Raw genomic sequence first — 14182 nt, forward strand, 5'->3', positions numbered from 1 at the left:
AACCATGAAAATACATATTAACAGAGAGTCTTTCACAAAAAGATCAATACTCTTTCTATGCTTTTTGGCAAGTATGTTTATATTTGCGAGCTTTACGAAAGAAGACCGGCAGAGAGTACGATCCTTCAAGCTTCGCTTGATGGATAAGTATATTTATCATTCAAAACAAGATTATACAGACTTAGCAAAAAGTTCAGAACTTAAAAGTCTTAACCCTAATTTTCCGGGTAATATAAAAGGAGAAAATAACGAAAATGGAGAAATTTTGCCAAAAGGCACTTTGTCCAAGGTTTTATTTTCTAAAAATAACGAGACAGATTATGTCTTTAATTCTGAGGAAAAGCAAGGAATTGTTGGAGAATTTTCAGATGATGAGTCCGATAATGTAACAGACAACTTCTTTACCATCACTATTCCTGAAGTAACTGAAAAAAAAGTAAAAGCATACTTGGTATATGATCTTTTCGGATTAGAATCTTACCATTCAGTTTCAAGGTCCATCAATAAAAATATTGCTTTCGGAGGAAACATTATTGTTGCCAGCAGCAAATGGAGTACCCAAAAAGAGGAAATCCCTGTAACTTCATTAGAAAAAGGAAAAAATACTATTTTATTTACTTCTTCTTTGAATGGTGTCAAATATAAGGTGAAAAATGTCAGAATCATTTTTGAGAATCATTTTAAGCCAACAGATCATATATCATCTTTATTATCCGGTGATCATCTTTATATCAAAGGGATTGAAAGCGGGTCAGTACAAATTAATGATAAATCTGTATCATCGGTAAAAGGGGAATATGAAACCTTAATAGAACTGACACAAGCGGATAAAGAAAAGGGAGCTGTTAACATCATCACCTCTGGTGGTGTAAGGGAGTATAAAATTCCGGAAAATAAATCTTCATTTAAAACAGTCAGTGAACAAAAATATTTTCCTGTAACCATTACAATTTCAAAAGATACAGAACATATTGAATCCTATGAAAATTCAATACTTTCCATTGAAAAGAATTCTGTAGAGAATACTGTTCAGGTTCAGGTATTAAAACTTCGGAAAAAAGATTATCCAGCCATTCCTAATGAAGTTAAAAATATGACGGCCAATTCTGGCGCCTACCGCTTAGAAAGTCATTTGGGAGAATTGACAAAGAACATGATTTTTTCTTTTCCTTATGATGAAAAGAAACTAGGAGCAAGATCTGCAAAGGAGTTAAAGGCATTTTATTTTGATTATTCATCAAAAAAATGGAGAGTTGACCCTACAAGTAAAGTTGATACAAAGAAAAAAGTTGTTACGGTGGAAACAAAAGGAGACACCGATTATATTAATGGAGTAATCTCAGTTCCGGAATCCTCAAAGCTGGAAGCATTTACTCCTACAAGCATAAGCGGATTAAAAGCAGCTGACCCTACTGCTGGCTTACAGTTAATGGGAGTTCCTACAGCAACACAAAAAGGGGATGCTAATGCCAATTATCCGATTCGGGTTCCAGCAGGAATCGGAGGATTACAGCCTTCAGTATCGATTGCCTATACCAGTGCAGGAGGAAACGGATGGATGGGTGAGGGCTGGAATATCAACGGTTTGTCTTCTATTACGGTAGATACCAAATGGGGAGCCCCATTGTTTGACGGAGCAAAGGAAACTGAATTATATTCTTTTGATGGCGAAATGCTTGTGTATCCTAATGAATATCTTCCCCACAGGCATAATGATATGAGTGAAACCAATGCTGCCATTACTACTGAAAAGCAACCAAGGTCTTCCTATGTCAATAATGATATAAAACAATTTTACTTAAGAAAGAATCACGATTTTACACTTATTGAAAGAATTGGAACGAGTCCTAATAATTATACATGGAAAGTGACGTCTACTGACGGCACCAAAAGATATTATGGGGGCTCATCAGACTCTGTGCTTTATGGTTCAGGAGGGATTGCTCACTGGGGACTACGTTTGGTAGAAGATGCTCACGGTAATACCATGGAGTTTACTTATTATAATGAATCCGGAGGAGGCGGTACATTTTTTCAGATTAAAAAAATCGCTTATGGCAAAAATAAGGACTATACAGTTAACTTTAACAAAGAAACGAGTATTACCCGACAGGATATTACAACCAATGCGAAGCAGGGGTTGGTACGATCAGAACCTTATTTGTTAAAAAGCATTGAAGTTAAATACAAAACCGAGCTGGTCAGAACCTATAAAATGGATTATGAAGAAGGCGAGTTTTTTAAAACTCTTTTAAAGAGAATTTATATTGTTCCGAACAATCCTTGCTCTACCACACTTACCTTCGCTAAATCAGCAGATACCCCTAAAGAAACTGCGGTCAGAAAGACAGAAAATACAGGTTCGGCAAGCAGAGAAAGAGATATGGACGATGGAAGCGGCGGTGGAGGTGGCGGTCCCGGAGGTATTGAGACTACTTGTAATGAAATTTCAGACAGTTATACTTTCGAATATTATGATGATGTGAAGGATAATCAAGGTAAGGTAAAAATATTTGGTCCGGAAAACGGCATCAGTCTTGAGAATGATAAAGAGGCTTATTCCGATTTTGTAAGGGGATTGGTAAAGCCTTCTAAAATTAATGGAAATATCAGTTCTGAGACAGGGTTCAATATAAGAATTGCAGCAGGATTAAACTTTTTCACACCTTCCAGTAACGCTTATGGGCATTTGATGTTTGGCTTTCCTTTTGGAAGTTCCAGTGCTAAAGCAAGAAATGCCCAGCAGCTTATAGATTTTAATGGCGATGGGATACAGGATATGATTTACAGGGTTCCGAGCCAAGGATTATTCCTGAGAACCGGAAAACTGGATGATGCGGGAAACCTGAGCTTTAATAAATCTGAACCAATTGGAAATTATCCCGGTGGTGATTTTTCTTATACAGAAACCAGTACAAGCAATAACGGATGGGACATGGGAGCAATGATCTTCAGTAAATCTCAGATAAGTTCGTCAACTCAAGGGACTACAAAGACTTATTTAATTGATGCAAATTCAGACGGTCTTATGGATATTGTCAACGATGGACAGGTATGGTTCAATAGGTTTAGTTCCGGAAAGTCTGAAATGACCCAACATTCTGAGTATACTGAGAATATGGTGGTGAAAGCAAAAGCGATCCAGAAACCGGTAAGAGAATGTGGGGATCCGGGCCAATATCCGTATCCTTGTCCGGAAGAACCAGTGAAAAACTATGTTGACATTAATGATGTTGTAAAAGTGTGGGTAGCACCTAGAGATGGATATGTCAGATTCACAGATACTGTTTCACTGGCATCAAACCCGTTTGACAGAGTTGGTTGGATGTATTATAGTGTAGAGATCAAAAATCCTACTCCAATGAGTGGGACGACGGATACATTTACTAATACCAGAATATATTTACAAAAAATTGTACCACCCACTGGTCCTGTAGATATTGTCATAAACAGATACAATGATTATTATTCTGACATGCAGTCAGTTGATGCAGATCCTAATTATGCTATTTCGAACGGGATCGATAATTCAAGTAGACTGTTTGTGAAAACCGGAGAAAAAATTTATGTGAGGGTGCATAAAAATATAAATAAGGATATTGCTGTTAACTCAAATCCTACCATTACTTATGTTGAAGAACATTACGGAGATGAACTCTTGAATAACGTTGAATTATCTCAGGATCAGTTTCAACTAAATAATGGTTCGTACGGCGAAAATTTTCTTCTTAACAATGCCTCTGCACCCATTCTTCTGGATGCTCCAGGGAGTGTTGCTATTAATATTCCATCTATTACATTCCCTTATTTGTCCGATGATATAAAATTCAGAGTGGTTACTGAAAAGGTAAACTCAGGAACTATAACTGATCTAATTACGCCGGAAATCTATAATCAATCAAATCTGACAACACAGGCTCATACATTAAACCTCACGGTTAATCAAGGAGAACCGGTTTATCTGAGATTTATTGTTGAATCTGATTCTTTTACCAATTTTAAAATTACTAACTGGAATGGAAAGATTACTGTAGATTATAACGCTGCAGTAAACTATGGCAGTGGCAATGCAGTTGTCAACTGGCAAGGTATTGCAGAATATCCATCGTTTGTTGTTACTCAGCTGGCTCCCAGATTGGATATTAATAATGTTATAAGTTCTATATTATTATCAGGAACCCATGATTTTGGAGTGCAGATTAATAAAAATGTCAATTTTTCCAGCCTAGCAACAGGCTCGTTCTATTACATTATCAAGAAAGGAAATCAGGTTCTGGCTAAGAGAAGAGTTATTGTTTCTCATACAAACAATACTCTTATAGAAGAAGATATGATAGCTGGTCAACCTGTTAACGGAATTGCTCCTGTTAGCTTTTATTCAGGAAAGGTTCCTTTTCTTGCTGCCAATAAAAATCATTTGGTAACCGTAGAAGTATATTGTAAAACTGCCGGAGATTATGCACTATTTAACAAATATTCGGCCTATTTTTCTGGAATGCCATTTAATGTTTATTACGATAATGTATACATTTATGCTTCTACGACAGCAACCGCTGTTAATACAGCAATGTATAATTCAAAATCGTTCTTTTTTAATAACTGGGGACAATTTGTGTACAAGTTAGGAAGCCTTTCAGACTATCTGTATGGGAGACCTATTAATTTTGGAGATTTTGGTACACCAACTGCAAATCAGAATACGTATTCGGGATGTCAGAATCCAAATATTGTTAGTAATCATGATGCATTGGTGAATTGTATTTTAAATGAAACCCCGGACCCTAATGCCGGCAATAATTCGATTTCTTCATCTGTATTTTTGATGAAACCAGCATATACAGGTACTTTTTTGAGCTCAAAAACAGGAGTTTGGGCAGGTTTGGCACCTAATCAATACTCATCAGCATTTAGCTTTAGTACGAGAGATAATGTAAGTTACTTTACTGATCCGGTTCCTGCTGTACCACCGGTGGTTCCTGCAACATATGTTTCCGGCCAGCTTTCTGTAGATACTACAATGAAGGCTATTAACAAAGATCAAAGGAGCAGTGCAAGCAATGAAACTATAGGAGGAAGTCTAATTTCTGTAAATGGAGGAAACTCCATAACCAAAACTTATCATAGTGTGGAGAGTCAGACATTTGCCGATATGAATGGAGACGGGTATCCTGATATAGTATATCCGCGATCAATGCAGTTTACCAACTCTACAGGAAGTTTGGAAGATATCAGGGCTAATTCATATGGAGAGCCCACCCAATCGTTAAGTTATCAAAAAAGTAATTCTGCAGGATTTTCTTCTAATATATTCTCGGTAACGGGAAGATTAAGAGTACACGGTAGTAATGGTACTTCCACAGAACCTGACAGCGGAATTCCCTGGTCCGGGAATGCATCAGTAGAGGCCAGCCTTAATAAGTATTATGATTCCTATGATGCGGGAAATGCTTTTTGGATGGATATTAATGGAGATGGGCTTCCTGACAGAGTGGTAGGTGGACATACTCAGAATATGAGAGTTGGTTTAAATTTAGGAAAGACTGTAAGTTCACCTTCATTGTTTCCGAACATACTTACTTACCGTTCTCATCCAAAAGGCGCTGCAAGTATTTCTTTAGGTGGCGGCCTTGGATCTTCAGCTAATTTAGGTGCTCTGGCCGGCTTCGGATTTGGGATCAGTGCTGGGGTGAGTGCTTCTGCTTCAACAGGAAGTGCAGATGTTGTCTATGAGGATATAAACGGAGACGGATTAATCGATCTTCTAGAGGTTGATTCCAATGGGGCAACAATAGTGAGATATAATCTTGGAAACAAATTTGATACAGGAGTACCACTGTTAAAAAATTCCGGGAATATTGATTTTTCCGATGAAACAAGGTCATATAACGGATCGTTCTCTTTTGGGGCAAACTATATGTTCAATATGGGACCTATTACCCTTGTACCACCTGTTGTTATACTTATTCTTTGGATTAAAGCCGGAGGAGGCGCGAATGTAAACCTTGGAATGAACGTTACAGAAACCAAAAAGACATTCCGGGATATGAATGGTGATGGATTTACAGATCTGGTTCAGGATACAGACAGTGGATTTATTGTTAATTATTCACAAATAGGAAGAACAAATAAACTAAAATCAATTACCAATAGTTTCTCGAAGGGAACATATGTAATGGATTACCAGATTTCCAGAGCAAATTATGACAATCCTCATGCAAAATTAATTGTAAAAAACATCAGTGTATTAAATCCGGACGTATTTTCTCAGGAGTATACAACGGAAAACGGAACGAAAATGGAAACCAGATATGAATTCCATAACAGAAAATATGACAGAAGAGAAAGAGAAGATTTCGGTTTTGAAACTGTCATTAAAAAGGAAATCAACAATGGTTCAACAGAAAGGGTTTCTACCGATGTATACTTTAATAATACGTATTTATTAAGTGGCTTGCTTAAGCAAAGTACACTACAAAGCGGTAACGGGAGCTATTTGTCTGATGTGAAGTATAATTATAAATTGAAAAAATTTATGTATAATACCACATTAATTAATCTTAGTTCAGATCTACCTTTTGATTATGATAGTGGTGGTAGAGAAGGTAGAAAGATGGCCATCTCATTAGTGGATGAAAAAATAAAAACAGTATATGAATCAGGAGGCAGTATTACTACCACAGAGAAGTTTACATATACTACAAAAGGTCTTGTTGAGAAATATCAGTATACCAGTCCTTCTACATCTTATAATACCAGAATCACGTACCAGGCGATTAATAATAATATTATTGGAGTGCCTACAGTAGTTGAAGTCTATGAAGGAACTACAAATTCACAGCTATTAAGAAAAAGAACCGCTCAAAATATCAATTTGAGTAACGGAGATATAGGAAGATACTCTATATCCAATGGGGCCGTTGAAATTATTACTGATGTAAATTATAATACTGCAGGAAACATTATAAAAGTTACTTATCCGCCAAATAATAATACCAGTGCTGTACAAAGGTATTCAATTGATTATACCTATGATGATGCGGTAACGGGTAAGTATGTTGTGGAAGTAAAAGATGTTTTCAATATTAAATCCTCCGCAATATATAATCCTCTTTTCGATGTGGTAACGAGAAAAGTGGATACAGGTGGGAATGCCATGGTATATACCTATGACGGCTTCGGAAGAACAAGAACAATTATGGGACCTAATGAAATTGCAAATGGTGCCACAGTTCCGACTGTAAAATATAAATATTGGTTTGATCATGCAGATATCCCCAATAGTGATTCTGCAATACAATTATATAGAGCTTCTACATCTAACTATGACCCAGAATATGCAAGCTCTGGAAATACCATTATGACGGATACCTATTCAGACTTCCTGGGAAGAATTGTACAGACAAAAAAGGATTTTGAATGGTCTGGATATGAATCGCGAGCCGTTTCAGGAAGAACAGTATATGATGGCTTGGGAAGAGTAATTCGACAGTTTCATCCTGTAATGGAAGCGGTAACGAATCAAGCCTTAAATTTAGCAAGTAGTGGGGCTTCTACTACTAGTGATTATGATAGCAGGGATAGAGTGATCACTTTTACAGATGAAAATAGTGTGACAACAAAAACATCGTATAGTATTGATCATGACCTATTTAAAATAACGCAAGAAGCTTCCAGTCAAAAATCAGAAACCTATTCCAACGCAGAAGGAAAAGTAGTACAGAAGGACGATTATTTGGATAATACTCCGATTTCAACATTCTTTGAATATAATACTATTGGAGAGTTAGTTATGGTAAAAGATCCGGAAGGTATTAAAACACAGTATTCCTATGACATGGCGGGAAGACGTGTAAAACAAATACATCCGGATAAAGGCAAAACTGTATATGAGTATGATCCTTCCGGAAACCTGGTAACATTACAAACGGAAAATTTAGTCAATGATCCTACGATCAGTACTCATGTTATTCAATATAAATACGATTATAACAGACTCATAGGAATTGTTTTACCTGATTTACCATCCGGAGATCCAAATCCCAATAATGTGGCTTACGAATATTATCCTTCGACACCCGGAAATAATGCGGGAAAACTTCGTATAAAAGATGATGGATCAGGAAGTACAAAATATTCCTATGGAAGAATGGGCGAGGTTCTTTCAGAGGTAAGAGTGATACGCGGATATCATATTCCTGAAATGTATTTTAAAACTTCATTTAACTACGACAGCTGGAATCGTATCACAAAGATTAAATATCCTGATGATGAAATTGTTTCCTATCACTATGACAAAGGTGGTATGCTTAAATCAGTGGATAATAATAACGGAGAAACTTATATAAACAATGCGCAGTATAATCACTTTGACCAGCGCTTGGCAATTGTTTACGGTAACGGAACTTCCCAATCATATATGTATAACCCTACTGACAGAAAGCTGGATTATTATAATTTAAGCAGTATATCTGCCCCGATGTTGCAGAATAAATACAAGTATGATGAGTTTTCAAATGTTGTTAAAATTACCAACATCGCAACACCACAAGCAAATGGTATGGGAGGAGCTTTTGATTTTGAATTCGGTTACGATACTTTGAACAGACTGGTTGGAACTGGAACAAGGAAAATCATTTTAGATGGTGAAAATCAACCTATACCGACTTCTAATTTTGCTCAGTCAACGTATGAACTTGAGATGCATTATAACGATGTGGGAGGTATTACAGGAAAAAGACAGCATCACGAAAGAGATCAGGTTATTGTACCGGAAAATACTTATGAAAATCATTATAAATATATTGATGGGACTCATAAGCTTAAGAATGTAGATGACGGTTTAACAGGAAATAACGAAGCATTTGAATACGACTATAATGGAAACACAGTAATACATACTGATCAGAATGGAACAAGAAAAATGTTCTGGGATGAACAAGATCGTATGAGAGCATTCTATAATGATAATACAGGAGTTTATCAGTATTATACATACGACGACAAAGGAGAAAGGGCTATTAAATACGGATTGGAGGTTCCAGCACAGCTATATCAGAATGGAGCACCGGTGGGTCTTAATGATATCACACTGATCGATCATAAATTATATCCCAACCCATATATAACTGTAAGCTCCTCAGGTCAGTATACGAAGCATTACTTTGACGGTACAAAACGATTTGCAAGCAGATTGGTAGATGGCATCACACGATTTGAAGATCCGTCCGTCTTATACACTAGTAGAACAGCAACAGACCAGGCTGATAAGAAAGCGGATACAGAAGCAGACTTTAAAAAGTATTTGCAAAAAACGGATCTTGGAGGAAATGTATCAGTTGAGCTTAGAGAAATGTATCAGAGTCCAGGTTTATACTATCTGCATGGGGATCATTTAGGAACCGCAACCTTTGTTACCAATTCTTATGGAGATGCAACACAGTTTTTCTTAAATTTACCATTTGGAGAAACCATGCTGGAGCAGATGGATGGCTCTTACAATAATCCATATAAGTTTAATGGAAAAGAACTGGATGAGGATACAGGACTGTATTATTATGGAGCAAGGTATTATAATCCGAGATTGAGTATTTGGTATGGGGTGGATCCACTCGCAGTTTATAATCCAGTAATAGAGGCTCAATTTTATGGTGATGGAGAACATAATGGAGGAGTATATTTCTGGGGGAATTTAAATCCATTTATTTATACTTACCAGAATCCTATTGTGTACGTCGATCCAAATGGAAAACAGAATTATTCTTCAGTAATAAGTGGGAAATTCTCAGGTTTAGGAAAGGCAATTGATGATGGAGTAAGAGAAGTAGCTTCACAAGTTACAACAAGAGGATTGGGGGCTGCACAAATGGTAGGGGGTGCTACTGAAACTGTGATTGGTGGAGTTGGAGGGTTACTTACTGCAGAAACAGGTGTAGGAGTAGTTATAGGGACTGCAACACTAGCAAATGGAATAGACAATACAGTCACTGGAGCAAAGCAAATGTGGACAGGAGAAAGTCAGGATACTTATTTACATAAAGGTGTAGTTGAAGGATCTAAAACTTTAGGAGCTGACGATCAAACTGCAGAAAATATAGCAACAGGTGCTGACTTAGCAACTTTAGCTTTAGGAGGGGGAAATTCTCTCAAGAATACAAAAGTTTTAAGAGAATCAGGAACAGGTAATATTAATGGAATTTCTAAAGGAAGTAAAGCAGGGTATGGAGCACAAAAAAGATTTGATATACATCCACTTAGGCATCCGAGTAGAAGAACTTCAAGATTAACATTAGCAGATTGGATAAAAGATAATAAAATTCCTGTGCCACATTATCATAGAGGCAAGGGAAGTAATTTAAAATACCACAGACCTTGGGAAAAAGGTCCTGATGGAAAAAGAAGATGGTAGAAATGGAAAAAAAAGAATTTTATAAATTATATATACCAGCATTAGAATTAGCCTTAAAGAATGATTCTGTTAATTATGGTTTTTATGTTAAATCTCCTGAAGATTATCTGGATGATAAAATTGCGAGACAGATCATTGACTATTTAGATGATAATGAAGATGATTTTACAGAAAGAGTATCGTATTATTTTGATGCTAAATCCCATAACTTTCCATCAATCCAAAATATTGATATTAATGAGTATAAGAAAGATTTGATTGAAGAAATTTCAAAAATTAAAAAAGATTTTTTAATTGATTAATGTCTGAATAATAAATTATATATAGTAACAAATCTCCTGCTTTGCAGGGGATTTGTTTTAAGTGTTGCTACATTTTTATTAAAGAGAATTTTAATTTTATTGATAATTTCTCCGTTCAAAAACAGTGTTAAACGTATTCTTCTTTACAATTTTCCATAATAAACCGGTAAAAGGCAGCCAAGTTGTGACGGGCAGCATTTCCTCTCGTGCCAAAAGACTACGGCATAAACGGTTGCCTCCCTAAAGGTACCCTCCATTTATTCCGTTTCCTTTTGGCTTTCACTTTACCCGTAACAATGATCTGCTTTCTTTTTTCGGTTTTTCTTTTGAAAAATATTAATTGAGCCCTGAGGCTTAATAGGAAAAAGGAATTGAATTAACAATTAAGCAGGTACGGGAAAAGGGAGGCTCCGCCGTATCCGGAGCAAAACAAATGAAGTTTAATATTGTCAATGAAATTAAATTAACCTATTCAAGAGAAGGGAATGCCGAAAAACTGATAACAAATTCGGATGATGCGGTTGAAGTATTCAGGGCACATTTTGATAGTAGCCAAATTGACTATAGAGAAGCATTTTATGCACTCTATTTGGATCATGCCCATAACGTTTTAGGAATAAAGAAGATTTCGGAGTCTGGAATTTCCGCAACACTGGTGGATATTAGAATTATTATGCAGGCCGCCTTATTGTGTAATGCATCATCTATTATTGTAGCACACAACCATCCATCGGGGAGTTTAAAGCCGTCATCCGAAGATCTGAAAATGACCGGTAAAATCAAGAATGCCTCTGAATTTTTAAATATTCAACTGCTGGATCATTGTATTTTAACGTCTACAGAATACTTGTCATTTGCTGATGAAGGTTTACTGTGAGTGATTTGTAAATATAACATAAAAAAACGGCAATTGAAGCTTGCCGTTTTTAAATTTTTGGCGAAAAGACAGATCTTCCTGTGGTCGAAGGTGTCTTTTCGCGGTAAATTTATATTGTATTATCGGGAGTATATTTGATAATTTTTGCCCTGACCAGATCTTTGTTTTTTACCTTTATCCGCTGATGGCGGCCACCGTTTTTTTCAAATATTTCAATGCTGAGTACTTGGTCCTTCAGCAATGTAAATTGGTCAAAAAGATAAACACTTTCAGCAGTGGAGTGGCTTTTTACACTCGTTACTGGAGAATATATCCGTACAGGATACACCACTTTTTCCTGAACAGCAGTACGTTTAAGGTTTTTTTTATCCGTTATTTTGAAATGGATAAAATCAATATCATAATTGATATTTCGACTGTTCTTGATCTGAAGAACAAAATAGAATTTGCCCCTGAATGTATTCAAGGATTTCAATGAGAAATATACACCATCATTCTTTGCATGAATATGTCTGGTGCTGCGTTTCGTGCTTTTTTGCAGTGTTTTCATTATATGATCTGTAAGAGAGGGTGAATCCCCTTTAAGTTCCTCAAACAGAACTTCAGGACCATTCTCTTTTTCAGTGTTCATATATAATTTTGAAAGATCATAGCTGAGTATATCAGGATAAGGATCATATACAACATCAAAACTGTAAAACCTGCCATCTTTAGTAATCACTGAAAAATTGGTTTCTGTCTCGAAATCTTTTACTGCTGCTTTAATCCTTAATACATTTCCTAAGTCTTCAGCCTTGCCAGCTGTAAGATAATCACTACCCAAATCAACATATCGTATTGATGAAGGAAATAGGAGGTGCGTTGTTTTATCATAAGTGACCTGCATTTTGTATGAATTCAGCCGTGTCTTATGGAGCGAGCCATCTTCTGCACGGCTCTGCGCTTTAACAATATTGATAAGCAGTAGCAAAATAATTGATAAAAGTTTTATATGAAGTATTATTCTCATGGTGGTATAATTATACGTTAGTTATTTTTTTGGAACTAAAAAAACAAGATGTCCTGTCTTCACAGTTACTTTTTGATTCCTGACTTTTTTCTGAAAATATCCCGCTATTCCCTGAATAACCCCTTTGGACATATCGGCAGCAACCTGTTGTCCTGCAGACTGCGTCATCATAATGCTTGTTCCTGAATTCTGACCCATATTGGCGGCCATTTCACTGAGCTCATTTTGTTCGGAAGAGTGGTGAATATGCAATCCCGGCAGTCCGTCATTATCATGGATATCAATGTCAACAGGCTCAATCATCCCTCCATACTCTATGGCAGAGATATGAAGCTGCAATCTTCCGCCCTGAAATCTGCACTTGGCTTTCAAAAAAGTTCCGGAAGGGATTTTTATGTGTCCAAGCAAAATAGACTCCAGAATCCTTACTGAAATAACGCTTTCAGAGGTGACTGTTTTTGTTTCTGTAATGACAGCGCGGATACTGTTTCTGGATTGTGATTCCTGGAACTGCCATTCTTCAATTCCTGTAAATCTTTGAGCATAAATACTGCTATGAGTGATGCTGTCTGAGATACCGCGGTATAAACTTGAAACAATAGGATGAATGACAGGCTTTGCAATGGTAACCATAGCTTGAGCAGAAGCTGGTCCTTCTTTTATTTCACTTCTATTTTCTGAAACTTCCGGTTTAGAAGTTGGAAAATATTTGGCCGCCATCTGGTAAGATTTCTCCATCAGTTCCAGCTGGTTATTGATACTGGTGCTGGCCGGTATTGGCTCCCGCTCCGCAGCTTCTGTTTTTAACCGATGGATTTCTTTTTTAAGATATTCCACTTCCTGATCATCCCTGCTGTAAAATGAGCCTAAGACTTGCCGGGTATTCTGATAACTGCCCATCGAATTCCGGGTGGATAAAATAGATTCAGATTTACCTTGTAAAGATAGTGGGTCCGAGGGTAATATTTCTGAAGAAGAATCCGTCCAATAGTCTGATAAGGTTGTGAGAGCATTTTTTTTCTCTTCATTTTTCTGTTCAAGCAACTGCTGTTCATACGCTTTTTGCTTATCAGACTGCAACTGGCCGTCAGACGCCTGCGGAATAACTGAATTGAAGCCCGCCTTTTCTACATTAGCATTCTCTTTTTCCGGTTTAAAGAGTAAGAACAGGAAGCCCGCACATGCAATAGCCATTAATAGGTAAATGAATGGTTTTTTCAACTGCTCAATCGTGAGATTTCGGTTTTCAGGCCCGTATTCGGTACTATTGCTTTGGCTGCCTTCCGTGACTCTGATATTGGTGTTATTTTGGACTTTCATCATGATTATTTTGTGGGGAATAGATTGAATTGCCTGCCTGAGGTTTGATTTTGAGATCTGCAGGTGCAGTATTGATATGCCTGATGAGTGGTATATCTTTGCCGTGAGGTCCTTTTGCCCATAGTCGAAAGATAATCAATAGGGTCAAAAGTGTATATCCTGTAAAAAAGAGTTTTGTCAGTACGCGCTGTTTTTTTATAGGAATTGCTTTCCACCGGCTTTCCGTTTTTTCTATCCACCGGTCAATTCGTAGGGTTAATTTTTTCATG

General features: G+C 36.8%; 6 protein-coding genes. 3 read left to right on the forward strand and 3 right to left on the reverse strand.

The genetic code is table 11. From position 1 onward, the window contains the following. Nucleotides 1–4: 4 nt before the first annotated feature. The 3 genes from JNG87_RS11920 to JNG87_RS11930 all read left to right on the forward strand — a co-directional run bounded on the left by JNG87_RS11920 (nucleotide 5) and on the right by JNG87_RS11930 (nucleotide 11584). The gene (locus tag JNG87_RS11920; RefSeq protein WP_202838630.1) at nucleotides 5–10405 is read left to right on the forward strand and encodes a SpvB/TcaC N-terminal domain-containing protein; all 10401 of its coding nucleotides are present in this window, start codon (nucleotides 5–7) and stop codon (nucleotides 10403–10405) included. Between the two features lie 2 nt (nucleotides 10406–10407). Next, nucleotides 10408–10707, forward strand: a complete 300-nt coding sequence (locus JNG87_RS11925) for a hypothetical protein (RefSeq protein ID WP_202838631.1) — start codon at nucleotides 10408–10410, stop codon at nucleotides 10705–10707. A gap of 433 nt (nucleotides 10708–11140) precedes the next feature. Further along, nucleotides 11141–11584, forward strand: coding sequence for a RadC family protein (locus JNG87_RS11930; protein WP_202838632.1), 444 nt, complete (start codon nucleotides 11141–11143; stop codon nucleotides 11582–11584). A 109-nt stretch (nucleotides 11585–11693) separates the two neighbouring features. On the opposite strand, the gene traN is transcribed toward JNG87_RS11930, so the two are convergent. From traN to JNG87_RS11945, 3 genes are read right to left on the reverse strand one after another with little or no spacing between them, the layout of a single operon-like run. Next, nucleotides 11694–12593: a conjugative transposon protein TraN gene (gene traN, locus JNG87_RS11935; protein ID WP_202838633.1), complete on the reverse strand. Its 900-nt coding sequence runs from the start codon at nucleotides 12591–12593 to the stop codon at nucleotides 11694–11696. Nucleotides 12594–12614: 21 nt separating this feature from the next. Next, nucleotides 12615–13916 (reverse strand): conjugative transposon protein TraM, encoded by a 1302-nt coding sequence (traM, locus tag JNG87_RS11940; RefSeq protein ID WP_202838634.1) that lies wholly within the window; start codon nucleotides 13914–13916, stop codon nucleotides 12615–12617. Continuing rightward, nucleotides 13897–14181, reverse strand: a complete 285-nt coding sequence (locus JNG87_RS11945) for a hypothetical protein (RefSeq protein ID WP_202838635.1) — start codon at nucleotides 14179–14181, stop codon at nucleotides 13897–13899. The genes traM and JNG87_RS11945 overlap by 20 nt, the downstream gene beginning before the upstream one ends. Nucleotide 14182: the final 1 nt, after the last annotated feature.

The organism is Chryseobacterium cucumeris (assembly GCF_016775705.1).
Classification (GTDB): domain Bacteria; phylum Bacteroidota; class Bacteroidia; order Flavobacteriales; family Weeksellaceae; genus Chryseobacterium; species Chryseobacterium cupriresistens.

Bases quoted from the DNA above. Each gene is read 5' to 3' on its own strand.
- traM (WP_202838634.1), bottom strand. From the start codon at position 13,916: ATGATGAAAGTCCAAAATAACACCAATATCAGAGTCACGGAAGGCAGC.
- JNG87_RS11930 (WP_202838632.1), top strand. From the start codon at position 11,141: ATGAAGTTTAATATTGTCAATGAAATTAAATTAACCTATTCAAGAGAA.
- traN (WP_202838633.1), bottom strand. From the start codon at position 12,593: ATGAGAATAATACTTCATATAAAACTTTTATCAATTATTTTGCTACTG.
- JNG87_RS11925 (WP_202838631.1), top strand. From the start codon at position 10,408: ATGGAAAAAAAAGAATTTTATAAATTATATATACCAGCATTAGAATTA.
- JNG87_RS11920 (WP_202838630.1), top strand. From the start codon at position 5: ATGAAAATACATATTAACAGAGAGTCTTTCACAAAAAGATCAATACTC.
- JNG87_RS11945 (WP_202838635.1), bottom strand. From the start codon at position 14,181: ATGAAAAAATTAACCCTACGAATTGACCGGTGGATAGAAAAAACGGAA.